Raw genomic sequence first — 23490 nt, 5'->3', positions numbered from 1 at the left:
ATTAGGAGAGTGCAAAAAGGCTGGGAATGATACCCGCTCTGGGTGACCGGATAAAGGCTGATTTGAACAAAATCTGAACAGCTGAGGGTTTATAGCGAAGTGTTCTCTTGTCCGGGGATTGCCAGGCAAGCCGCCGTGTGCGGGCTATTCCGGGGAGTGGAAGCTGAGGCTGTAGTTCACCGCGTGGGTGCCTGGGTCGAGGATATCCAGGGATATGTGAATCGGCGTTTGCGGCGGCATTTCCGCCTGTCCGGCCAGCTCGCCAGCGAGGTACTCGCTGGGTTTGAAGCGGCGGCTGGCGAGCAATTGGCCATTGATATCGGCAAAGCGCATTTCCAGCAGCGGGAAGGGTTGGGTGAACGGCGCGCGGTTATACAGAATCGCATCGACCACCAGGGCGCCGCTGAATTCCGGGTGGCTGCGCACCACCAGGTTGCTGCTCTTGATCTGCTCGATGTCGACTTTGGACGGCAGCAGGCAGCCCAGCGTCGGGCAGAGTTGTTCGAACCAGGGGCGGTATTGATCCTGGCGCGCCAGTTCGTCGAAGTGATAGTTCAGGTACTGGCCGCTCAGGGCGATGGCAGCCAGCAGGTTGAGCAGGCCCCAGCCGAGCCGGCGGCCCCAGGATTTGCGCGGCCGTTGCCAGTCCAGTTGCAGCGGTTCGTCATCCAGTTCGAACAGGTGCTCGTCGCGCAGGCCGGGCTCGTGGCGCTCAGCCTTGCCGGGCGGTTGCTCCTGGGCCGGGTCGGCCTCGGCCACCGTGTGCATGGCAGCCGGGGTGTCCAGTTCGCTATCGGGTTCGCCGATGAACGCATCGCGCTCGGCGCTCAAGTGCAGTTCATGCTCGGCTGGTTCGTGATCGTCCGTGTGGGTGTCGCTGAGATTGAGCACGGGCTCTTGGCGCGAGCGTTTGCTCGTTGCCAGTGGTGCGTTGGGCGAGAGCGGGGCTGGGGTTTCCTGGTGTGGGCTGAACTCCGCTGCGGGCGGGCTGGGTGTGGGGCTGTTGCTCGGCGCTGGCGTCGGCGGGTCGTCGTGAAGCAGGGCTTCGGCCCATTGCTCGTCAGGTTCTTGCTGTTCCGCGTCTGCCGGGGCGGGAAAGGCTTCGGTCTGTTTGGCGGCGCGGTCGAGGTCGAGAAACTGTTGCGACAACTGCTGCTCCTGTTCCTCCAGCTTGGCCAGTTCTTCGTCCAGATCGAGACTGTCGAGATCCAGGTCGTCGTGGATCCACAGGGTGTCCTCGGCGTGTTTGTCTGGCACGTGGTGCGTCTGTGAGATCGGCGGCTCGCTGGCGTGCGCGGCGCTTGGTTCGCTGCTTGGTGCTGGCGGCGGGATGGGCTGGGCTGCTGCGGGCAGGCTGTGGCCTTGTGCCAGCAGCTGCCGCGCCGCATTGAACACGTGCAAGCAGGCCCCGCAGCGCACGGCTCCATGGGCGGCGGCCAGCTGGGCGGGGTTGACCCGAAAGCTGGTGCGGCAATGGGGGCACTGGGTGACGAAGCTTTCGATCATGCGGCGATCCGGTCAAGCAAGGCGATTAGTCTAACGCAAGTGTTTGCGAAAGTAGCAGCGGTGCAGCGTTAGCGGCGCACGCCGCTGATGCGCACCCAGCCGTCCTTGGTCGCGGTCGGGTCGAGGTCGAAGGCTTCGCCGTAGGCGGTGCGGACCTCCTCGGCCTGTTCGGCGAGGATACCCGACAGCGCCAGGCGACCGCCTGGCTTGACCAGGCTGGTGATCTGCGGCGCCAGGGCCACCAGTGGCCCGGCGAGGATGTTGGCGACCACTACGTCGGCCTGTTCCGGCGGCATGTCGGCCGGCAGGTAAACCGGGAAGCGTGCCGGGTCGATGCCATTACGACCGGCGTTATCGCGCGAGGCTTCCAGGGCTTGCGGGTCGATATCGGTACCGACGGCCTGGGGGGCGCCGAGCAGCAGGGCGGCGATGGCCAGAATCCCCGAGCCGCAGCCGAAATCGATCACGCTGCAGTTGTCCAGCGCTTGGCCATCCAGCCACTCCAGGCACAGCGCGGTGGTCGGGTGGGTGCCGGTGCCGAAGGCCAGGCCCGGATCGAGCAGCAGGTTGACCGCGTCCGGCTCCGGCGCGGCGTGCCAGCTGGGCACAATCCACAGGCGCTGGCCGAAGCGCATCGGCTCGAAGCCGTCCATCCAGCTGCGCTCCCAGTCCTGATCGGCGATCACCTCGGCGTGGTGCTCCGGCAATTCAGTGCCGGTCAGCAATTGCAGGTGGGCGAACACAGCCTCGGCCTGAGTGTCGGCTTCAAACAAGGCCAGCAGGTGAGTGTGCGACCACAGTGGTGTGGTGCCCAGGTCCGGTTCGAAGATCGGTTGATCCTCGGCGTCCATAAAGGTCACCGACACGGCGCCGACTGCGAGCAGTGCGTCTTCGTAGGTTTCCGCCTGATCCGGGGTGATGGCGAGACGGACTTGTAACCAGGGCATGGGAAACCTCGTGGGCGTTGTGGCGTGATGATGCAAATTGGCGCGCAGCTTACTTGAAGCGGTGGCGCTGCTGCCACAGTAGTCGCCTGGCGGAAACGACAAGGGCCGCCCATGGGCAGCCCTTGTCTGGCGCTTCAGTCATGACCTTTGAGCTAGGGCGAGACAAGGCAAAAACAATCGAGGATGCGCAGTTTACTGTTGTAAATGAGCATCCGAGCTTGTTTTTAACGCCGTATCGCCAACGCGCAGCAGGTCATGGGCTTAGTGCTTATCCATACCCAGTTTCTTTTCCAGGTAGTGGATATTCACGCCGCCTTCGCAGAAACCCTTGTCGCGCGTCAGCATGCGGTGCAGCGGGACATTGGTCTTGATGCCGTCGACCACGATCTCGTCCAGGGCATTGCGCATGCGCGCCATGGCCTCTTCGCGGGTGGCGCCGTGAGTGATCACCTTGCCGATCAGCGAGTCGTAGTGCGGCGGTACGGTGTAGCCGCTGTACAAGTGCGAGTCGACCCGCACGCCATTGCCGCCTGGGGCGTGGAAGTGCTTGACCTTGCCCGGGCAGGGCATGAAGTTGTCGGGGTCTTCGGCGTTGATCCGGCATTCCAGCGAGTGGCCACGGATGACCACGTCGTCCTGGGTGAACGACAGCTTGTTGCCTGCCGCGATGCTGAGCATCTCCTTGACGATGTCGATGCCGGTGACCATCTCGGAGACCGGGTGCTCGACCTGGACCCGAGTGTTCATCTCGATGAAGTAGAAGCCGCCGTTCTCGTAGAGGAACTCGAAGGTGCCGGCGCCACGGTAGCCGATCTCGATGCAGGCATTGACACAGCGCTGCAGCACTTCGGCGCGCGCCCGCTCATCGATGTACGGGGCCGGGGCTTCTTCCAGGACCTTCTGGTGGCGGCGCTGCAGCGAGCAGTCGCGATCGCCCAGGTGGATGGCGTTGCCCTGGCCGTCGGACAGCACCTGGACTTCCACGTGGCGCGGATTGCCGAGGAACTTCTCCAGGTAGACCATTGGGTTGCCGAATACCGAGCCCGCTTCGCTGCGGGTCAGCTTGGCTGACTTGATCAGGTCTTCTTCCTTGTAGACCACGCGCATGCCGCGACCACCGCCGCCGCCAGCAGCCTTGATGATCACCGGGTAACCGACCTCGCGGGCAATCGCCAGGGCGGTTTCCTCGTCTTCCGGCAGCGGACCGTCGGAGCCGGGCACTACCGGTACGCCAGCGCGCTTCATGGCATCCTTGGCCGAGACCTTGTCGCCCATCAGGCGGATGGTCTCGGCTTTCGGGCCTATGAAGGCAAAGCCGGAGTTTTCCACTTGTTCGGCGAAGTCGGCGTTTTCCGCGAGGAAGCCGTAGCCAGGGTGGATGGCGGTGGCGCCGGTGACTTCGGCGGCGGCGATAATCGCCGGAATCTGCAGGTAAGACAGGGCGCCGGAGGCAGGGCCGATACACACCGACTCGTCGGCCAGGGCCAGATGCATCAGTTCGCGGTCGGCGGTGGAGTGCACCGCAACGGTCTTGATGCCCAGCTCTTTACAGGCGCGCAAGACGCGCAAGGCGATCTCGCCGCGGTTGGCGATCAGAACTTTTTCCAACATCGCTGGCTCTCCGCGGTTCAAACGATTGTGAACAGGGGCTGATCGTATTCCACCGGCTGGCCATTTTCGCCCAGGATGGATTCGATCGTGCCGCTGGTCTCGGCCTCGATGTGGTTCATCATCTTCATCGCCTCGACGATGCAGAGGATGTCGCCTTTCTTCACGCTCGAACCCACTTCGACGAAGTTGCCCGAGGTCGGGGAGGCGGCGCGGTAGAAGGTGCCCACCATCGGCGAGCGCACCACGGTGCCGTTCAGCTTGGCAGCAGCCGGGGCTGCGGCTTCAACAGCAGCGGCCGGAGCGGCGGCAGGCGCTGCCGGAGCCGGTGCCTGAGCGTAGATCGGTTGCTGGGCATAGGTCGGTTGCTTGCCGTGGCGGCTGATGCGTACCGACTCTTCGCCTTCGCGAATCTCCAGTTCGTCGATGCCGGATTCTTCCAGCAGTTCGATCAGTTTTTTGACTTTGCGGATATCCATAGGTGTTCAACTCCCAGTGAGGTCAGGGTCGTTCGAGTTCAAGTTGTTCTAGTGCAGCCTCCAGGGCCAGCCGGTAACCGCTGGCGCCAAGGCCGCAGATCACTCCCACAGCAACGTCGGAAAAGTAGGAGTGATGGCGAAAAGGTTCACGCTTGTGCACGTTGGACAGGTGCACTTCGATGAATGGGATGCTCACCGCCAGCAATGCGTCACGTAATGCGACGCTGGTATGCGTGAACGCGGCGGGATTGATCAGAATAAAGTCGACACCTTCGCCTTTTGCGGCGTGAATACGTTCGATCAATTCGTACTCGGCATTGCTTTGCAGGTACAGCAGGTGATGGCCGGCTTCGCGGGCGCGGCGCTCCAGATCCTGGTTGATCTGAGCCAGGGTGATGGCGCCATAGACGCCCGGTTCGCGGGAACCCAGCAGATTGAGGTTGGGGCCGTGCAGTACCAGTAAGGTAGCCATGATCGTCTATTCCTGATTTCTCACGCTGCGCCGGACTATGCCGGAGAAGCCTTATGGCTGTCCAGTTATCAACAGTAGCCGACACGATGCCCGCAGTTTGCGGCAAATGTATGACGCTGAAGCCAATAGTTCGGCGGCCCGCGCAGTGTGCGTAGTAAGTGGGTTAGCGACGGGTTAAAAGCGTGTGCGTGCCTGCTGCAGGCGCGCGGCAAAGGTCGCGGCATCGACCTCACCTACGACACGTAAATCCTGCCATTCGTCACCCTTTTCGTCGAACAGCAGGATCGCCGGTGGGCCGAACAGTTGATAACGGTCGAGTAGGGCGCGCTGAGCCGCATTGCTTTCGGTGATATCGAAACGCACCAGGCGGTAGTCGCCCAGCTGACTGCCGACCTCCGCTGCGCTGAGAACTTCGCGCTCGATCACCTTGCAGCTGATACACCAGTCGGCGTACCAGTCGAGCAGCAGCGGTTGGTGGCTGCTTTGCGCGGCGGCAAAGGCGGCGTCCAGCTCGGCGGGGCTGCTGATCACCTGCCAGCTGCCGGGGTTGACCTGGCTCGCCGGGGTGTTGGCCATGGCCATGCGGCCGAGTGGGCGCAGCGGATCATCCTGGCCTTGCAGGGCGCCGGTCCAGGCCGCCAGGGCATAGACCAGCAGCACCAGACCGGTCAGCTGGGCGAGTTTCTCCTTCGGGGTTTTCGTGACGAATTCCAGGGCGCCGAGAAACAGCGCCACGCCGGCGGCGAGCAGGCCCCACAGCGCCAGGGTCAGTGGGCCAGGCAGGACCCGTTCGAGCAGCCAGATGGAGACCGCCAGCAGCAGCACGCCGAAGGCGTTGCGCACGGCGACCATCCAGCTGCCGGACTTCGGCAGCAAGGCGCCGCCCCCGGTGGCGAACAGCACCAGGGGGGCGCCCATGCCGAGGCCCAGGGCGAGCAGTCGCAAGCCGCCGCCCAGGGCATCACCGCTGGCGCTGATATAGAGCAGGGCGCCGACCAGGGGCGCCGATACGCACGGCGATACCAGCAGGCTGGAGAGTACGCCGAGCAGTGCCGCGTTGCTGTGGGAGCCGCCATGGGTCTTGTTGGCCCAGCGATTCAGCGGCTCGCTGACTAGGCGTGGCAGGCGCAATTCGTAGACGCCGAACATGGCCAGGGCAAACAGCGCGAAGAGCGTCGCGAAGGGCACCAGCACCCAGGCCGACTGCAGGCGCGCCTGCAGATTGAGGCTAGCGCCGAACACGCCCATCAAGGCGCCGAGTACGGCAAAGCTGGCGGCCATCGGCAACACGTAAGCCAGTGACAGGCTCAGGCTGCGCAACCCGCCAAACTGACCGCGCAGCACCACTCCGGTGAGGATCGGCAGCATCGGCAGCACGCAGGGGGTGAAGGTCAGGCCGAGGCCGGCGAGGAAGAACAGCGCCAGGTCGCTCCAGTTCCAGCTGTTGACCGGACTCGCCGGGCCTGGGGTGGACGCTGCGCCAGGCAGCTCTCCGCCGATGGTCAGTTGCTCGGTCTCCGGTGGATAGCACAGGCCTTTGTCGGCGCAGCCCTGGTAGGTGACGCTGAGGTTGAACGGGCGGGTGACCGGCTTATCCAGTGGCAGTTCGACATCCAGTACGCCGTAGTACACCTCGACGTCGCCGAAGTACTCGTCGGTCTTCTGCTTGCCGGTCGGCAGTCGGGCAGGGCCCAGGCCGATGTCGGCCGGCTCGCTGACGAACTTGAAACGGTGCTTGTAGAGGTAGTAGCCCTCGGCAGGGACGAAGCGCAGTTTGATCGAGTCGCCCGAGCTGTCGATCAGGCTCAGCTTGAAGGCCTCGCGCACGGGCAGGAAGTCCGCGCTGTTGTTCAGCGCCGCGCCCAGCGGCGCCGCAGCCGGACGGTTGTCGAGCAGGCCGGCGCTGGCCGGCAGGGCGATGAGCAGCAGGATCAGGCTGAGTAAGCGGCGCATGGGGGTCTCATCGGGCAGAAGTCCCATCATCATAACGGAGCCTTGTGCTTCAGTGCATGGGCCAGGCTGTAAGCGGTTTTTTCGGTCGACGAAAGGAGGTCACGGCAGCGTGGTGCCTAACCAGTCCCACCGGCTTATACGCGAAAGGCCTGCACCGCCCGATGCAGCTGTCCGCCCAGTTGCAACAAGTGTTCGCCTTGGTTGCGCCCCTCGCCGATCCGCGCCAGGTTGTCACCGCCGAGCTGGTGGATGCGTTCGCTGTGGCCGCGTATCTCGCCGACCGCACCGCTCTGTTGTGCGGTGGCCTCGGCGATGCGTTCGGCCATGCTGGCGATGGTGCCGATCGCCGCGACTATTTCGTCCAGTGCGCCATCGGCGGCCTCGGCCTGGCCCGCCGTCGCTTCGGCGTGTTCGACCTGGGCGCGCATGGCGCTGACCGATTGCCGGGCGGCTTGCTGCAGGCGACCGATCAGCTCCTGAATCTGCGCGGTGGCGCCGCTGGTGCGTTGCGACAGTGAGCGCACCTCTTCGGCGACCACGGCAAAACCGCGGCCCATCTCGCCGGCGCGAGCGGCTTCGATGGCGGCGTTGAGGGCGAGCAAATTGGTTTGTTCGGCGATGCTGCGGATCACCGTCAGCACCGTGCCGATGGTCGCGGTTTCCTCCGCCAGGGACTCGATGGCCTGGGCGTTGCCTTGTACTTCATCGACCAGCGCGTGCAGGCCGCTGAGGCTCTGGCCGATAACGTGCTGGCCTTGTTCGACGGCGCGCCCGGCATCGCGGCTGGCATCGGCGGCCTGACTGGCGTCACCGGCGACCTGTTGGATGGTCGCCTGCAGTTCGCCGAGGGCGTCGCGGATCTGCGCGGTATCGCCGACCTGGCGTTCGGCGCCTGTATGCAGGCCGCCGCTGAGGTCGGCCAGGGTGCGGCTGGAACCCGCGACCTGCTCGGCATGCAGGCGAATGGTGCCGACCAGGTCGACCAGATAGGCGCGCAGGTGATTCAGCGAGGACTCGATATCGCGCAGTTCGCGGGTGCGTGAGGTCAACCGGATGTCTTCGCCGAAATCACCCTGGGCCCAGGCCGAGAGGGCCGGTGCCAGGTGATTGAGGACGCGGGTCAGGCGCCGCTGCAGGGTGTCGATGATCAGGGCGATCAACAGGATCAGGCCAATCATCAACCCCTGAAGCAGGCGCACTTCGCCCTGGATACGGCCGTGCTCGGCCCGCACGGCCGGCTCCAGCGCGGCCAGGGCCTGCTGCACGCTGTCGACCTGGGTACGGGTGGCCTGGGCCAGTTCGCTGCGCTGTTCGATCAAGGCGCGGGTGCGGGTCAATTCCGCCGGGTAGCGGTGGGTCAAACTGATCAGCTCGCGTTTCAGTGCGATGCCGCGGTCTTCTGCCTGCGCACCGTCATCGTCATTGGCCAGGCCGAGCATGGCGGCGAAGCCCGCGCTGGCGGAGCCGCTGTCATCTTTCACGCCCAGCAGGGGCAGGGCATCGAGGGTCTGGGTCTGCCGATCGAGTGCGGCCAGCTCGCGCTCGACGTCGGCAGCCAGCTCGCTGCGTCCGCTGCTGACCAGCTTGGCGCGGGCGTGCGCCAGGCGGGTCAGGTGTTGCGCGGCAGCGAATAGCGCCGGGCGATAGCCGTTCGCGCCAGTGTCAGGGCTGCTGTCTACGTAGTGCGCGAGCTGTTCCAGGGTGCCGAGCACTTCCCGTTCGGCCTGGATCAGTAAGCCCTGCGGATCGCCGGCGAGCTTGCCGGCCGCCAGCAACTGGCTGGCGCTGAAGGCACGCAGCTGGCTCAGGCTGTCGCGCAACGGTTCGCCCAGTTCGGCGGGTAGTGCGTCGATGGCTTGCGTCAGGTTGTCGAGCGCCTGCAGGGCGCGGCTGTGGCGCAAGGCGTCACCGCTGTCGAGGTAAACCTGGATATTGCCCGCGACATCCTGCTGGAACTGCTGGGACAGGCTCAGGTAACGCTCCATCAGCAGGTAGGGGCGTTCCAGGGCGCGTTGCGACCACCAGAGGGTGCTGCCCAGGGCGATGCAGACGGTGACCAGCAGCAGGGTGTTGAGATTGGTAAGTGACTTCAGGCGCATAGGGCTCGACCGATGACGAAACGGTGTCGGGCCGCGCCCGATATGTCCGGGTGCGACTCCCAAGGCTCTGAAGTTATTGCGTTTTCATTGCGAAATTATGACGGCGTGCGTGGCGTCACACTTTTTTCGGGGCTGTTCAGGCGCCAAACACCGCGACCCGATTACGCCCGCCATGCTTGGCCACGTACAGCGCCTCGTCGGCCTGCTTGGAGAGATTTTTGCCGTCCAGGTCGTTGTTCAGCTCGGCGATGCCCGCGCTGAAGGTGCAGGACAGGTCCTGGGGCTGCGCCGGATAGCGGATTTCCGCGAAGCGTCGACGCACCTCGTCGAGTACATGAGCGGCGGCCTGGGCATTGGTGTTGGGCATGACCACGGCGAACTCTTCGCCGCCGTAGCGGCCGATCAGGTCGCTCTTGCGTAGGCGCTGCTTGAGGAACAGCGCCAGGCTCTTGATCACCCGGTCGCCCATGGGGTGGCCATAGTTGTCGTTGACCTTCTTGAAGAAGTCGATGTCGAGCATGGCGAAGCTCAGGGGCTGGCCATCGCGTTGGGCGCGATAACGGGCATCTTCAAGCAGTTGCAGGGTGTGGGTGTGGTTGTACAGGCCGGTCAGACTGTCACGCACCATACGCGCCATGAGGTCGCGCGCTCGCGCGGCGCGGTTGCGCACGGTGGCGATCAGGTGGCGTGGCTTGATCGGCTTGGTGAGGAAGTCGTCGCCGCCTTCGCTCATCGCATCGAGCTGTTTGTCCAGGTCGTCCTCGGCGGACAGGTAGATGATCGGCACGCTGACGTAGCGGTCGTTGTGGCGGATCACCTTGGCCAGTTCGGTGCCGCTGCAGTCCGGCATGTACATGTCGAGGATGATCAGGTCGGGCTGGAACTCGGCCAGTTCGGCCATCGCCTGAATCGGCTCGTTCAACGTGCGGGTGACGATCCCGGCGCTGTTCAAGACGCGTTCGGTGTGAGTGGCCTGGGCCCGTGAGTCATCGATGATCAGCACTTTATAGGGGTCGTACTGCGCCACGTGAGTGAGTACTTCGATGCGTTCGAGCAGGCTGGAGGCGTCCAGGGTGCCGGTGAAGAACTCCTGGCCGCCGGCGCGTACGGCGGCCAGGCGGGTCGGGGTGTCGGTGTCGTCGTGGCTGAAGAACAGCAGGGGAATCTTATGTTGCAGACCTTGTTGCACCGCTTCGGCCAGCTGCAAACCCGCGCCAGGACCAGAAAAGTCCACCTCCATGAGAATGGCCGCCGGGTGACGTTCGAGCATCGCGGCGCGGAAGGCGTTGGCGCTGTCGAACGGCTTGGCGCTCATGCCGAAAAACTCTAATTGCTGGGCCAGGCGTTCGGCGCGATCGAGATGTTGCAGGGCCAGGTAGACCGGTTTGCGCAGGGGCGGCAACACGGTCTGCTCGAGGCGATCGCCGTGACGCAGACCGGTGCGTGACAGGCGCTGTATCAGCAGATTGAGCTCGCTGATCAGGCCGCTGTTGAGACGCCCGCGGTTGTCAGTCACCGCACGCAGGCACTGGCCGATAGCCTTGGCCAGTTGCAAGTGTTCGGCTTGCTCGAACCGCTCGGCGTAGCGTTGCAGCAGTGATGCGGCATCGCCCAGTTCGCTCATGCCGAGGTCATTCCATTGGTTACGCTGCAAGCGCTGCCAGGCTTCCAGCACCTGGCGTGCCTGATGGATGACGCGCTGGGCAAAGTGCTGCTTGAGGCGGTTGCTGCTGGGGTCTTCGTGCTCGGTCATGGCCCGGGTTCTTCTTTTTGTGGGGCGGCGGAGAGCGGCCTGGATAGTGGCTTCATGCTACCACCGCTGAGAGGCGAAACCAGCGCCGTCGATCCATCGACGCCGGCCTTCCATCCAACACACAGACCATAAGTCGCGCCCAGGGTTGCACCGGCGCTAAGTTTGCCGTTCGACGCTGCGCTTGCGCTTAACTTATAGTGCAAGGCCGTTGTGCAACCCTGGTATGGGGTTGCGGTCGAACAACCGAATGCCGCAGATGAAGGACATTGCCATGCTGGATTGGAAGAATCGCGCGACCCCCGTGCGCGACAGCGCCGATAACTCGGTCGACAACGTGCGCAGTCAGCGGGGGGGCGGCTGGCTGGGTCGCGCACTCGGCGGCTTGCTGGTGATCTACCTGTTGCTGACGCTGGTGGTCGGTTGGTACTGGAGCCAGGAGCCCGAGATGTTTCCAGTGCAGCAGCGGGCCCAGGCGGCGGCGCAGAAAGCTCATCGGCAGATGGTCAACGGCTACACCACGGTGGAAACCTTGAAGCAGGTGGCCAGCACCTTGCTCGATAAGCCGGGCGGCTATCTGTCTAACGATCTCGCCCCGCCGGGGCTGTGGTTGGACAACATGCCGAGCTGGGAATATGGCGTGCTGGTCCAGGTGCGCGATCTGGCCCGCGCCATGCGCAAGGACTTTGCCCGTTCGCAGTCGCAATCCACCGAAGACCCCGACCTGGCCAAGGCTGAGCCGCGTTTCAACTTCGACAACAAGAGTTGGGCGCTGCCGGCATCCGAAGCGGAATACCGCGAAGGGATCAAGCTGCTGGATCGTTACCTGAAGCGGCTGGCCGACCCCAGCCAGCGCAATGCGCAGTTCTACACCCGTGCCGACAACTTGAACAATTGGCTGGGCGATGCCGGTACCCGATTGGGTTCGCTGTCGCAACGCTTGTCCGCCAGTGTCGGCCAGGTACGCCTGAGCGATGGGGTGAAAGATGCGGCGCTGAACGAGGATGGCCTGCCGCAGTTGAATGAGGGCAGTTACGAGACGCCGTGGCTGCAGATCGACAACGTGTTCTATGAGGCTCGCGGTCAGGCCTGGGCGTTGTCGCACCTGTTGCGCGCCATCGAGGTGGATTTCGCCGACGTGCTGGCGAAGAAGAACGCGGCGATCAGCGTACGGCAGATCATCCGCGAGCTGGAGGCGGCCCAGGAAACCCTGTGGAGCCCGATGATCCTCAACGGCAGCGGTTATGGCCTGCTGGCCAACCACTCGTTGGTGATGGCCAACTACATCTCGCGGGCCAACGCGGCGATCATCGACCTGCGCCAACTGCTCTCGCAGGGCTAAGCGATGTCTGTGTCCGATGCCGAGGCGGCGCACCGTGCCGCTTCCGATGCCGAACTGGTCGCCTGGGTCGACGAACAGGATCGTCTGCTCGGCGGCCTACCGCGCGCCGAGTTGCGTGAGCGTGGTTTGATCGGTCGCGGCACCTTTATCCTGCTGTTCAACTCTGTCGGCGAGCTTTGCGTGCACCGGCGCACCCTGAGCAAGGCGTTGTATCCCGGCTACTGGGATGTGGCGGCCGGCGGCATGGTGCAGCTCGGCGAAAGTTACGCCGAGTCTGCCGCCCGGGAGCTGAAAGAGGAGTTGGGCATAGCGGCCGACGCGCTGTATGAACATGAGCGCTTCTTCTTCGATCAGGCAGGCAACCGTTTGTGGTGTGCGGTGTTTTCCGCGGTGTCCGACGCGCCCTTGCGCTTGCAGCCCGAAGAGGTGCTGGAGGCGCATTTCATGTCGCCGCGGCAAGCGCTGGACGAGGCCTTCGAAAAGCCCTATTGCCCGGATTCGTTGGAGGCGCTGCGGCGTTATCTGGGGTAGTGGCCTGTCAGCGTTGAGTTCACCACCTAGTCGTACAGGCCACTAGTGCCAGGCGGACCATCAATCGCCGGTAGTGCGGTGCGAGGACCGGGGCGGCGTCGCCTGTGTGCCGATTAATGGCGCAATTTTGCACTTAGCATGCGCCGTTTTTGCCGTTACACTGCGCGCCCTTTCAAGCCCGAGCCGCCCAGCTCGGGTGCGCTGCCCCTGCCAGAGTGGGGCTTCGCGGCTGATTATTTCAGCCAGTCGCTTTCAGCCTGTCGATCACTCGGCACGCTCCTGACCCCTACGAGGATAAGCCGGTGGTCAAGAAAGCCTCGTCATTCGCCGCCCTCAGCGGCCTGGTGTATTCCACCGACAGCGGCCGGCATTGCCCGGACTGCAGTCAACCGGTGGACGCCTGCATCTGCAAACAACAGCAGCTCCCCGCTGGGGATGGCATCGCCCGTGTGCGCCGCGAAAGCAAAGGCCGTGGCGGCAAGACGGTGACCACCATCAGCGGCGTGCCGCTGGCCGAAGAGGCTCTGAAGGAGCTGGCCACGGCGCTGAAGAAGCGCTGCGGCTGCGGCGGTGCGTTAAAGGAGGGGGTGATCGAGATCCAGGGCGAGCACGTCGAACTGCTGCTCGAAGAGCTGCTCAAGCGTGGCTTCAAGGCCAAGAAGTCCGGCGGCTGATTGCACTTTTCCGAACCTTTCCGGCAGCTGGCGAGTCCGCTGCCGGGCATGGCTCATTGCCAAAATTAATACCGGTCGTCGAGTCTGCCTGCGCGCAAAGCCCGCAGGAATGACTCAATGGCTGCTAATCTGCTCTCGCCCTGATCGATTGGCTTCAGGGCTTTTTATCGCAAGCAAGGGAGACCTCGATGTCTGCACGACGCACACGCAAAGATGACGGCAGCCAGTGGACAGTGGCCGACAGCCGCAGCGTCTATGGCATTCGCCATTGGGGCGCGGGTTATTTCGCGATCAATGACAGTGGCCGCGTTGAGGTGCGTCCGAACGGCCCCGACAGCACGCCCTTCGACCTGACTGCGCAGATCGATGAGCTGCGTCAGAGTGGCCTGAGTCTGCCGTTGCTGGTGCGTTTTCCCGACATTCTGCAGGACCGCGTGCGCCAGTTGACTGGCGCCTTCGATGCCAACATCGCGCGCCTCGAGTACCAGAGCCAGTACACCGCGTTGTACCCGATCAAGGTCAACCAGCAGGAGGCGGTGGTGGAGAACATCATCGCCACGCAGAACGTCTCGATCGGCCTGGAAGCCGGCTCCAAGCCGGAATTGATGGCGGTGCTGGCGCTGGCGCCGAAGGGCGGCACCATCGTCTGCAACGGCTACAAGGATCGCGAGTTCATCAAGCTGGCGCTGATGGGGCAGAAGCTCGGGCACAATGTGTTCATCGTTATCGAGAAGGAATCCGAGGTGCAGTTGGTGATCGAGGAGGCGGCCGAACTCAAGGTCGCCCCGCAGATCGGCCTGCGCGTACGGCTGTCCTCGCTGGCGTCCTCCAAGTGGGCCGATACCGGCGGCGAGAAGTCCAAGTTCGGCCTGTCGGCGGCGCAACTGCTGTCGGTGGTCGAGCGTTTCCGCGCGGCCGGCCTGGACCAGGGCATCCGCCTGCTGCACTTCCACATGGGCTCGCAGATCGCCAACCTGGCCGACTACCAACACGGTTTCAAGGAAGCCATCCGTTACTACGGCGAGCTGCGCGGCCTCGGTCTGCCGGTCGATCACATCGACGTCGGTGGCGGTCTGGGGGTGGACTACGACGGCACCCACTCGCGCAATGCCAGTTCGATCAACTACGACATGGACGACTACGCCGGTGTGGTGGTCGGCATGTTGAAAGAGTTCTGCGACGCCCAGGAACTGCCGCATCCGCACATCTTCTCCGAGAGCGGTCGCTCGCTGACCGCGCATCACGCCATGCTGGTGGTACAGGTCACCGACGTGGAAAAGCACAACGACGAGGTGCCGCTGGTCGAGGACAAGGCCAGCCTGCCGGAGACCGTGCAGTACCTGGTCGATCTGCTCGGGCCGACCGACATCGAGATGGTCACCGAGACCTACTGGCGCGCCACCCACTACATGAGCGACATCGCCAGCCAGTATGCCGAGGGCAAGATCAGCCTGACCGAGAAGGCCCTCGGCGAGCAGTGTTACTTCGCCGTGTGCCGGCGCCTGTACAACTCGTTGAAGGCACGTCAGCGCTCGCACCGCCAGGTACTCGACGAGCTCAACGACAAGCTGGCCGACAAGTACATCTGCAACTTCTCGGTATTCCAGAGCCTGCCGGATACCTGGGCCATCGGTCAGGTGCTGCCGATCCTGCCGCTCAACCGCCTGGACGAGGAGCCGATGCGCCGCGCGGTGCTGCAAGACCTGACCTGCGACTCCGACGGCAAGATCCGTCAGTACGTCGACGAGCAGAGCATCGAAACCAGCCTGCCGGTGCATGAGGTGCGCGAGGGCGAAGACTATCTGCTGGGAATCTTCCTGGTCGGTGCCTATCAGGAAATCCTCGGTGACATGCACAACCTGTTCGGTGACACCGATTCGGTGAACATCTACCAGAACCAGGACGGCAGCGTGTACCACGCCGGTATCGAGACCCACGACACCATCGAGGACATGTTGCGCTACGTGCACCTGTCGCCGGAGGAGTTGATGAACCACTACCGCGACAAGGTCGCCAGCGCCAAGATCAGTGCCCGCGAACGCACCCAGTTCCTCGACGCCCTGCGTCTGGGCCTGACCCGTTCCTCCTATCTGTCCTGACTTCTGCTGCTACACAGACGCCCGGTTGTAACCGGGCGTTTTCGTTTCTGCAGCAGGCTCGTCGCCCGGATGGAATCCGGGGCTGGGTTCGCCGTTTGCCCGAACTGCAGCCGGGCTACGCCCCGATTGAGCTCATGTGTAGGCGCCGGCTTGCTGGCGATCCGTCGTCAGTCGTCATGCAGTGCCAGGCGAACATACAGGCTCAGGTGCAATCCGCGAGAGGCGGGTGGTCCGGTGTTCCCGGATTGCATCCGGGCTGCGTCGGAGGAGGTTTAGCCCATCACTCCAAAGCCCCGGGCCATCAGCGCCGCCAGCAGCGGAATGATCAATAGCAACAGCAGCTCCAGGCGGATGGTCATGAGCACCAGCTTGCCCTGGCGCGCGCTGACCTGCGGCACTTGCCCGGCTTTCAGGCGAGTGCGCCAGCCGAGGAAGATCAGGGTCGGCAGGCTCGACAGCAGGGCGACCAGGATGAACAGGCCGAGCTTGGCGTGGAACAGGCTGTTGTGCAGGTAGTAGTCCAGACCCTTGGCGTACCAGAACACCCGGGCGGCACCGGTGGCCAGCACCAGGCCGGCGCTCAGGCCGTAGGCGCCGTCGATGCGGATCAGGCTGCGTGCCCGCTCCAGGTCCAGCGGTAGCTTGAACAGCCGGTGCTCGAGGGTCAGCAGGGCGAATAGCAAGAAGATCGACAGGTAATGCAGGTACGCGGCGATGGCTGCGGCCATAAGGACTCCTTTTGGGTCTGTGCTTGAGTGTTTATCGGTCCGCGGGCTGGCTACTCCAGCGGCTGCCGGGTCTTTCAGGGCCGAGCCCGGGCCGCCTGTTGCCGGTCGCCGGGACCGAACCACAGGTCGTGACGACTCAGGTAATGAGCATAGGCGGCCAAACAGAGGCTGCGCAGGCCCATGAAACAGAGGAAGGCCAGCCATAGGCCGTGATTGCCGAGGCCCTGTAGCAGCCAGGCCAGTGGCAGGCTCAGGGCCACGGCCAGGAGCATGGCGTCGCGCATCTCGCGGGCCCGGGTGGCGCCGATAAACAGGCCGTCGAGCAAGTAACTCCAGACCGCCACCAGTGGCAGCAGCGCCAGGTAGGGCAGGTACTCGTACGCGGTCTCGCGCACCGTGGCGATATCGGTCTGCAGCTGGATAAAGCCCTGCCCAGCGACCAGGAAGAACAGGGCGAAGCCCAGACTGGCGAGCAGCGACCAGCCGCCGGCGACTACCAGGCTGCGGCGCAATGCGTCGCGATCGCGGGCGCCGAGGGCGTGCCCACACAGCGCCTCCACCGCATGGGCGAGGCCGTCCAGGGCGTGGGCGGTGAGCAGCAGGCCGTTGAGCAGTAACGCATTGGCCGCCACAGTGGCATCGCCCAGGCGGGTGCCCTGCACGGTGATCAGGAAGAACACCGCCTGCAGCGCCAGGGTACGGATAAAGATGTCGCGGTTCACTGCCAGCAGCGGTCGCCAGCTCAGCCAGCGGCGCAGTGCCGGCCAATCGACCTGGCCGGCATAGCGGCGCAAGGCGCGTCGCGCCCACCACAGGCCGAGCAGGGCGCCGCTCCATTCGGCGATCACCGAGGCCCAGGCCGCGCCGGCCACGCCCCAGTGCAAACCGAGGACGAACAGCAGGTCGAGAGCCACGTTGAGCAGGTTGGTGGTCAGCAGTATCGCCAGCGGCCCGCGGGCGTTCTGGGTGCCGAGCAGCCAGCCGATCAGGGCATAACTGGCCAGCGCCGCCGGCAGGCCGAACAGGCGAATCTGGAAATAGCCGCGGGCCAGCTGATCGAGCGCCGCCGAGGGTTGCATCAGGCTCAGCGCCAGGTTGCCGAAGGGCAGCGCGACCAGGATCAGCAGCAGGGCCAGGCCGCCGCCGAGCAACAGGCCTTGCAGCAGCACCTGACGCAGGGCGCCGCCATCGTCGCGGCCGGCGGCCTGGGCGGCGAAGCCGGTGGTGCCCATGCGCAGGAAACCCATGGCCCAGGTCAGCAGGGTGTACAGGCTGGCACCGACCGCCACCGCCGCGAGCTGGTACGCATGAGGCAGGTGGCCGACCACCGCGCTGTCGACCAGCGCCACCAGCGGCACCGAGATATTCGACAGGATCATCGGCGCGGCCAGCGCCCAAACCCGCCTGTGGGTGGGGCTGTGTTGCCAGGCATCGAACAATGCGGACATGGGGGCTCCAGGAAAGCGCCGATTATAAGCGCGCACGTGCCGGGGTTGGGCCTTTAGCGCGATTTCGACTATGTAGGCGAACGACAGCCGCAAGGGGTTCTTAGCTGCGTGGCCGCCGGGCCACTAGACTCATATTCAGGGGGATCGGCAATGGCCGCGCACGTGCGGTCGAGGAGGTGGGTCATGCATGTGGCGCAAACCTTGGAACGCAGCCTGCAACGGGCACAGTGCCAGTTTGAACTGATCGAGCACCCGCTCTCGGCGACCAGCCTGGAGTCGGCGCGCAAGGCCGGTATTCCCGCCGCGCGTATGGCCAAGTCGGTGATCCTCGATGATAGGCGTGGGCATTACCTGATGGCCGTGTTGCCGGCCAACCGCCAGTTGGACCTGAGCAAGGTGCACAAGGGGCCGCGGCGCTGGCAACTGAGCGGCGAGCAGAGCCTGGCCGGCCTGTTCAAGGACTGCGAACGCGGCGCGGTGCCGGCTTTGGGCGAGATCTACGGCATCGACATGCTGATCGATCCGCTGCTGGTTCGGCAGCGGGACATCTACCTGGAAGCGGGTGATCACGAAAGCCTGGTGCATCTGCCGATCGACGAGTTCTTCAAGCTGGCACCCAACGCCAGGGTCTGCGAACTCTGCCATTGAACTGAGGCCTGGAACGCGCTGGCTTCGCCCGATTGGCGGGGAGAATCGGGCTGAGCGGCGTTCGCTGCTTTTACCCTGTCGGCCTCGTCGCTCCAGGGGCGCTCGGCTATAGTGTCTGGCCTCTGTGCCCTCCCTTCTGGAGCCTGCAATGCCGATCAAAGGACTGTTTCTGGCACTCGCTCTGAGTCTGCTCAGCGCCTGTGATTCTTCCACGCCCGAGTCAACTACCCCCGCCCAACCCGTCGCCAGCGCGGGCCCGGCGCCCCTCAAACCGGCCGTCGAGCGCGCCGCCCTGGCCGAGCGCTATGCCGGCCGTGAGTTGAGCGTGGTGGATGTCTCCGAGGTGCAGCTGGAAGGCGCCAGTGCGCTGTCCGTGAGTGTCTCCGTGCCGCTCGATCCGGAGCAGAACTTCGCCGAGCGGCTGCACCTGGTCGACAGCAAGAGCGGCAAGCTCGACGGCGCCTGGGAACTGGCCGACAACCTGATGGAGTTGCGCCTGCGCCATCTGCCGCCGCGACGCAAGCTGGTGCTGACCGTGGATGCCGGGCTGCGCGCGGTGAACGGCAAGGCGCTGGCCGCCGAACACGTCAGCCGCCTGCAGACTCGCGACCTGCAAGCCAGCGTCGGCTTCGCCAGCCGTGGTTCGCTGCTGCCGACCCGCCTGGCCGAAGGCCTGCCGGTGATCGCGCTGAACGTCGATCGGGTCAACGTCGAGTTCTTCCGCATCAAGCCGCAGGCGCTGCCGAGCTTTCTCGGCCAGTGGGGGCGCAGCAGCAACCTCGACACCTGGGAGGCGCAGCAACTGCTGCCGATGGCCGAGCTGGTGTATGGCGGACGTTTCGAGCTCAACCCCGCGCGCAACACCCGGGAAACCCTGCTGCTGCCGATTGCCGGGCTGGAACCATTCAAACAGCCGGGAGTGTACCTGGCGGTGATGCGCGCGGCGGGCAGTTACAGCTACTCGCAACCGGCCACGCTGTTCAGCCTGAGCGACATCGGCCTGTCCGCGCACCGCTATCGTCAGCGTCTGGATGTATTCACCCAGGCGTTGGCCGGTGGCCAGGCCTTGGCCGCGATCCAGCTGGAACTGTTGGACGGCAAGGGCCAGGTGCTGGCCGAAGGCAAGACCGATGGCGCCGGGCATGCCGAGCTGCCCTTGCCGGCCAAGGCCGAGCTGCTGCTGGCGCGCCAGGGCGAGCAGACCAGCCTGTTGCGTCTCGGCGGGCCGGCCCTGGACCTGGCCGAGTTCGACATCGCCGGGCCCAAGGCGCACCCGCTGCAATTCTTCGTGTTCGGCCCGCGGAATCTCTATCGCCCCGGCGAAACCGTGTTGCTCAATGCCCTGCTGCGTGACGCCGATGGACGCGCGGTCAAGCCACAGCCGGTGAATGTCGAGGTGCGCCGGCCGGACGAGCAGGTCAGCCGCAAATTCGTCTGGCAGGCGGATGACAGCGGGCTCTATCAATACCCGCTGCACCTGGCCGAGGAGGCGCCGACCGGGCGCTGGCAGTTGCTGTTCGACCTCGGCGACGGCGCGCCGCAGCTGTATGAGTTCGCCGTCGAGGACTTCCTCCCCGAACGTCTGGCGCTGGAACTGAAGGGCCGCGATACCCCGTTCAAACCGGGCGACAGCGCGCGCTTCGAGGTCAGCGGGCGCTACCTGTATGGCGCCCCGGCGGCCGCCAATCGCCTCAGCGGCCAGCTCTATGTGCGGCCGCTGCGCGAGGCCGTTGCCAGCCTGCCGGGCTATCAATTCGGCTCGGTGACCGAGAAGGAACTGAGCCAGGACATCGAACTGGACGAGGTCAGCCTGGATGAGCAGGGCAAGACCACGCTGAACATCGACAGCCGCTGGGGCGAGGTCAAGTCGCCGCTGCAGCTGATCCTCCAGGCCAGCCTGCAGGAGTCCGGCGGCCGGCCGATCACCCGGCGCCTGGTTCAGCCGGTGTGGCCGGCCGAGCGCTTGCCCGGTGTGCGTGGGCTGTTCGACGGTGAGCAGGTCGACGCCGACAGCCTGGCCGAATTCGAGGTGCTGGTGGCCGATGCCGCCGGCCACAAGCTGGCCGCCGAGCAGCTCAGCGTGCGCCTGATTCGCGAGCGTCGCGACTACTACTGGAATTTTTCCGACAGCGATGGCTGGAGCCACAACTACAACGAGAAGTACCTGACCCTCAACGAGGAAAGCCTCAAGGTTGCGGCCGGCGGCACGGCGAAGATCAGTTTCCCGGTGGAGTGGGGGCCGTACCGGGTCGAGGTAATCGACGCCCAGACCGGCCTGCTCAGCAGCCTGCGGTTCTGGGCCGGCTATCGCTGGCAGGACAATGCCGACGGCGGCGCGGTGCGTCCGGATCAGGTCAAACTGGCGCTGGATAAGCCGGCTTACCACGAGGGCGAGACGGCGCAGATCACGGTCACGCCGCCGGCCGCCGGCAACGGCTATCTGCTGGTCGAATCCAGCGACGGTCCGCTGTGGTGGCAGGAGATCGAGGTGCCGGCCGAGGGCAGGACCTTCGCCATTCCTATCGACAAGGCGTGGGCGCGACACGACCTGTACGCCAGTGCCCTGGTGATCCGCCCCGGCGAGCGCAAGAGCAACGCCACGCCGAAGCGCGCGGTCGGCCTGCTGCACCTGCCGCTGCAGCGCGCGTCACGCCAGTTGGCGCTGACCTTACAGGCGCCGCAACAGATGCGCCCTAACCAGCCGCTGAAGGTCAGGGTGCAGGCGCGCAATGCCGACGGCAGCGCGGCGAAACAGGTGCGGGTGCTGGTCGCCGCCGTGGATGCCGGCATCCTCAATATCACCGAGTACCCCACGCCCGATCCCTTTGCGGCGCTGTTCGGGCGCAAGGCCTACGGCGCCGATCAGCTGGATGTGTATGGCCAGTTGATCGAAGCCGGCCAGGGGCGGGTGGCCAAGCTGGCCTTCGGTGGCGACGCGGCGCTGGCGGCCGGCGGTAAGCGCCCGGATACCAGCGTGCTGATCGTCGCCCTGCAGAGCCAGCCGCTGCAGTTGAACGAGCAGGGAGAGGGCGAAGTCAGTCTGGATATTCCCGACTTCAACGGCGAGCTGCGGCTGATGGCCCAGGCCTGGACGGATCAGCGCTACGGCATGGCCGAGGCCAAGAGTCTGGTGGCCGCGCCGCTGATCGCCGAGCTGTCGATGCCGCGCTTCCTCGCCGGTGGCGATGAAACCAGCCTGGCGCTGGACCTGCATAACCTGTCCGGCCAGGCTCAGCGGCTCGAGGTGCAGCTCGGCGTCGACGGCCAGCTGAGGCTGAGTGAGCCCGACTCGGCGCAGTCGACGATCAGCCTGGCTGATGGCGAACGCCGCAGCGTGCGCATCCCGGTGCGCGCCCTCGGCGGGTATGGCCAGGGCCGGATCGAGGTCGTGGTGCAAGGCTTGTCGCTGCCCGACGAGCAACTGCCGCCGCTGCGTCGCGAGTGGAGCCTGGGCATTCGTCCGGCCTATCCGGCGCAGCTGCAACACTTCCGCACGGTGCTCAAGGACCAGCCCTGGAGCCTGCCGGCCGGCACCCTGGAGGCCTTCGAACCGGCCGGGCTGGAAGCGCGCCTGGCCATCTCCAGCCGTCCGCCGCTCAACCTCGGCGAGCAGATTCGTGCGCTCAAGGCCTACCCCTATGGCTGCCTGGAACAGACCACCAGTGGCCTGTATCCGTCGCTGTATGCCGATGCGGCCACCCTCAAGCGCCTGGGCCTGGAGGCCGAACCGGACGAGCAGCGCAAGCGCGCCATCGACCTGGGCATCGAACGCCTGCTGAGCATGCAGCGCCACAACGGCAGCTTCGGCCTGTGGGGCGCCGATGGCGAGGAGGAGTACTGGCTGAGCGCCTATGTCACCGACTTCCTCCTGCGCGCCCGCGAACAGGGCTTCGGCGTGCCGGCCGAGGCGTTGAAAAAGGCCAGCGAGCGGCTGCTGCGCTATGTGCAGGAGCGCCAGCTGATAGAACTCAACTACAGCCAGAACGCCAACCACAGCCGCTTCGCCGTGCAGGCCTACGCCGGCTACGTGCTGGCGCGCAGCCAGCAGGCGCCGCTCGGTGCCTTGCGCAGCCTGTTCGAGCGCCGCGCCGATGCGCAGTCCGGGCTGCCGCTGGTGCAGCTGGCCATTGCCTTGCAGAAGATGGGCGATCAGCCGCGCGCCGATCAGGCCCTGGCCGCCGGCCTGGCGCGCAGTCGTAGCAACGAGGGCTGGTTGGCCGATTACGGCAGCCCGCTGCGCGATCAGGCGCTGATCCTGGCGCTGCTGGAGGAGCACGACCTGGCCGCCAGCAGTCGCGAGCAGCGCCTGTTCGCCCTGGCCGACGAAGTGGCCAGTCAGCAATGGCTGTCGACCCAGGAGCGCAACGCGCTGTACCTGGCCGGGCGCAACCTGCTGAGCAAACCCGAGCCGGCCTGGCGCGCCGAGCTGAACAGCGGCGCCTTCGCCTTCGCGCTGAGCAACGGGCAGACGGGTATCAGGCTGGCCGCCGGACAACTGGCCGAGCCGCTGAGCATCCGCAACTCGGGCGAAGAACCGCTGTATCAGCAGCTGACGCTGTCCGGCTACCCGCTCAAGGCGCCGGCTGCCGGCGGCGAGAACCTCAGCATCCAGCGCGAGTACCTGGGCATGGACGGTCGTCCGCTGGACCTTGGCGCGCTGCGCAGCGGCGAACTGGTGCTGGTGCACCTGACCCTGGCGGCCAAACAGCGGGTGCCGGATGCGCTGCTGGTCGACCTGTTACCGGCCGGTCTGGAACTGGAAAACCAGAACCTGGCGCAGAGCGCCGCCAGCCTGGCCGATGCCGGCACGGCGGTGCAGGAGTGGCAGAAGTCGATGGCTAACGCCAACCTCAAACACCAGGAGTTCCGCGCCGACCGTTACGTCGCGGCGCTGGACCTCGGCGCCTACGGCAGCACCCACCTGCTCTACCTGGCGCGCGCCGTGACCCCAGGCAGTTACCGGGTGCCGCCGCCGCAGGTGGAATCCATGTACCGGCCGAATTGGCAGGCGCTGGGCGAAACGCCGGGGCGCTTGGTGGTCAAGGAACGTTGATTGGATATTCTCGGATTGCATCCGGGCCAGATGTTTATTTGGCACTCTGGATCGGCAATGGTAAGCAGCAGGCCCAAGCCTGAACCCAGGATGTAGGAGCCAGCTTGCTGGCGATGCCTGGCGACGGGGGGCGGATCGCCAGCAAGCTGGCTC

16 protein-coding genes are annotated in these 23490 nt (G+C 65.2%); 6 read left to right on the top strand and 10 right to left on the bottom strand.

What is annotated here, in order from left to right; all coding sequences use genetic code 11:
• Positions 1 to 144: 144 nt before the first annotated feature.
• The 8 genes from FBY03_RS02350 to FBY03_RS02315 all read right to left on the bottom strand — a co-directional run bounded on the left by FBY03_RS02350 (position 145) and on the right by FBY03_RS02315 (position 10817).
• A complete protein-coding gene (locus FBY03_RS02350; RefSeq protein WP_147170595.1) occupies positions 145 to 1506 on the bottom strand; it encodes a DUF3426 domain-containing protein in 1362 nt (453 codons plus the stop codon).
• 68 nt (positions 1507 to 1574) lie between these two features.
• Entirely contained in the window at positions 1575 to 2453 is an 879-nt protein-coding gene (gene prmA / locus FBY03_RS02345) for a 50S ribosomal protein L11 methyltransferase (RefSeq protein WP_147170594.1), read from the bottom strand.
• A 261-nt stretch (positions 2454 to 2714) separates the two neighbouring features.
• Positions 2715 to 4064, bottom strand: coding sequence for an acetyl-CoA carboxylase biotin carboxylase subunit (gene accC, locus FBY03_RS02340; protein WP_147170593.1), 1350 nt, complete (start codon positions 4062 to 4064; stop codon positions 2715 to 2717).
• A gap of 17 nt (positions 4065 to 4081) precedes the next feature.
• Positions 4082 to 4540, bottom strand: coding sequence for an acetyl-CoA carboxylase biotin carboxyl carrier protein (gene accB / locus FBY03_RS02335; protein WP_147170592.1), 459 nt, complete (start codon positions 4538 to 4540; stop codon positions 4082 to 4084).
• A 22-nt stretch (positions 4541 to 4562) separates the two neighbouring features.
• A complete protein-coding gene (aroQ, locus tag FBY03_RS02330) occupies positions 4563 to 5012 on the bottom strand; it encodes a type II 3-dehydroquinate dehydratase (RefSeq protein ID WP_147170591.1) in 450 nt (149 codons plus the stop codon).
• A 174-nt stretch (positions 5013 to 5186) separates the two neighbouring features.
• Positions 5187 to 6965, bottom strand: coding sequence for a protein-disulfide reductase DsbD (locus FBY03_RS02325; protein WP_147170590.1), 1779 nt, complete (start codon positions 6963 to 6965; stop codon positions 5187 to 5189).
• Between the two features lie 134 nt (positions 6966 to 7099).
• Positions 7100 to 8143, bottom strand: coding sequence for a methyl-accepting chemotaxis protein (locus tag FBY03_RS23450; RefSeq protein ID WP_371920747.1), 1044 nt, complete (start codon positions 8141 to 8143; stop codon positions 7100 to 7102).
• Between the two features lie 1057 nt (positions 8144 to 9200).
• Positions 9201 to 10817: a PleD family two-component system response regulator gene (locus FBY03_RS02315; protein ID WP_147170588.1), complete on the bottom strand. Its 1617-nt coding sequence runs from the start codon at positions 10815 to 10817 to the stop codon at positions 9201 to 9203.
• 271 nt (positions 10818 to 11088) lie between these two features.
• Between FBY03_RS02315 and FBY03_RS02310 the strand changes: the two genes are divergently transcribed.
• The 4 genes from FBY03_RS02310 (at position 11089) to speA (ending at position 15460) form a co-directional block, all read left to right on the top strand.
• On the top strand, positions 11089 to 12156 hold the full coding sequence (locus tag FBY03_RS02310; RefSeq protein WP_147170923.1) for a DUF2333 family protein: 1068 nt from the start codon (positions 11089 to 11091) through the stop codon (positions 12154 to 12156).
• A gap of 3 nt (positions 12157 to 12159) precedes the next feature.
• The gene (locus tag FBY03_RS02305) at positions 12160 to 12687 is read left to right on the top strand and encodes an NUDIX hydrolase (RefSeq protein ID WP_147170587.1); all 528 of its coding nucleotides are present in this window, start codon (positions 12160 to 12162) and stop codon (positions 12685 to 12687) included.
• 302 nt (positions 12688 to 12989) lie between these two features.
• The gene (locus FBY03_RS02300) at positions 12990 to 13361 is read left to right on the top strand and encodes a translation initiation factor Sui1 (protein ID WP_147170586.1); all 372 of its coding nucleotides are present in this window, start codon (positions 12990 to 12992) and stop codon (positions 13359 to 13361) included.
• A gap of 188 nt (positions 13362 to 13549) precedes the next feature.
• The gene (gene speA, locus FBY03_RS02295; protein ID WP_147170585.1) at positions 13550 to 15460 is read left to right on the top strand and encodes an arginine decarboxylase; all 1911 of its coding nucleotides are present in this window, start codon (positions 13550 to 13552) and stop codon (positions 15458 to 15460) included.
• Positions 15461 to 15732: 272 nt separating this feature from the next.
• On the opposite strand, the gene FBY03_RS02290 is transcribed toward speA, so the two are convergent.
• Positions 15733 to 16188, bottom strand: coding sequence for a DUF2214 family protein (locus tag FBY03_RS02290; protein WP_147170584.1), 456 nt, complete (start codon positions 16186 to 16188; stop codon positions 15733 to 15735).
• A 74-nt stretch (positions 16189 to 16262) separates the two neighbouring features.
• The gene (locus FBY03_RS02285) at positions 16263 to 17636 is read right to left on the bottom strand and encodes an MATE family efflux transporter (RefSeq protein ID WP_147170583.1); all 1374 of its coding nucleotides are present in this window, start codon (positions 17634 to 17636) and stop codon (positions 16263 to 16265) included.
• A gap of 183 nt (positions 17637 to 17819) precedes the next feature.
• Between FBY03_RS02285 and FBY03_RS02280 the strand changes: the two genes are divergently transcribed.
• Together FBY03_RS02280 and FBY03_RS02275 are read left to right on the top strand one after the other, a co-directional pair.
• Positions 17820 to 18284 carry an aminoacyl-tRNA deacylase gene (locus FBY03_RS02280; protein WP_147170582.1) on the top strand — a complete coding sequence of 155 codons (465 nt, stop codon included), beginning with the start codon at positions 17820 to 17822 and terminating at the stop codon, positions 18282 to 18284.
• 148 nt (positions 18285 to 18432) lie between these two features.
• Complete coding sequence (locus FBY03_RS02275) at positions 18433 to 23337, top strand: alpha-2-macroglobulin (protein ID WP_147170581.1); 4905 nt, start codon at positions 18433 to 18435, stop codon at positions 23335 to 23337.
• The last annotated feature ends 153 nt before the right edge of the window (positions 23338 to 23490 follow it).

This window comes from Pseudomonas sp. SJZ079 (assembly GCF_007993865.1).
Classification (GTDB): Bacteria; Pseudomonadota; Gammaproteobacteria; order Pseudomonadales; family Pseudomonadaceae; genus Aquipseudomonas.
Note: the sequence above shows the minus strand (reverse complement) of the source record. Positions and strands in the feature narration are given on the sequence as shown.

Coding starts and splice junctions, on each gene's coding strand:
- FBY03_RS02290 (WP_147170584.1), bottom strand. CDS start 16,188: ATGGCCGCAGCCATCGCCGCGTACCTGCATTACCTGTCGATCTTCTTG.
- FBY03_RS02280 (WP_147170582.1), top strand. CDS start 17,820: ATGCATGTGGCGCAAACCTTGGAACGCAGCCTGCAACGGGCACAGTGC.
- FBY03_RS02310 (WP_147170923.1), top strand. CDS start 11,089: ATGCTGGATTGGAAGAATCGCGCGACCCCCGTGCGCGACAGCGCCGAT.
- aroQ (WP_147170591.1), bottom strand. CDS start 5,012: ATGGCTACCTTACTGGTACTGCACGGCCCCAACCTCAATCTGCTGGGT.
- FBY03_RS02285 (WP_147170583.1), bottom strand. CDS start 17,636: ATGTCCGCATTGTTCGATGCCTGGCAACACAGCCCCACCCACAGGCGG.
- FBY03_RS02350 (WP_147170595.1), bottom strand. CDS start 1,506: ATGATCGAAAGCTTCGTCACCCAGTGCCCCCATTGCCGCACCAGCTTT.
- accB (WP_147170592.1), bottom strand. CDS start 4,540: ATGGATATCCGCAAAGTCAAAAAACTGATCGAACTGCTGGAAGAATCC.
- speA (WP_147170585.1), top strand. CDS start 13,550: ATGTCTGCACGACGCACACGCAAAGATGACGGCAGCCAGTGGACAGTG.
- FBY03_RS23450 (WP_371920747.1), bottom strand. CDS start 8,143: ATGATTGGCCTGATCCTGTTGATCGCCCTGATCATCGACACCCTGCAG.
- FBY03_RS02325 (WP_147170590.1), bottom strand. CDS start 6,965: ATGCGCCGCTTACTCAGCCTGATCCTGCTGCTCATCGCCCTGCCGGCC.
- prmA (WP_147170594.1), bottom strand. CDS start 2,453: ATGCCCTGGTTACAAGTCCGTCTCGCCATCACCCCGGATCAGGCGGAA.
- FBY03_RS02315 (WP_147170588.1), bottom strand. CDS start 10,817: ATGACCGAGCACGAAGACCCCAGCAGCAACCGCCTCAAGCAGCACTTT.
- FBY03_RS02305 (WP_147170587.1), top strand. CDS start 12,160: ATGTCTGTGTCCGATGCCGAGGCGGCGCACCGTGCCGCTTCCGATGCC.
- accC (WP_147170593.1), bottom strand. CDS start 4,064: ATGTTGGAAAAAGTTCTGATCGCCAACCGCGGCGAGATCGCCTTGCGC.
- FBY03_RS02275 (WP_147170581.1), top strand. CDS start 18,433: ATGCCGATCAAAGGACTGTTTCTGGCACTCGCTCTGAGTCTGCTCAGC.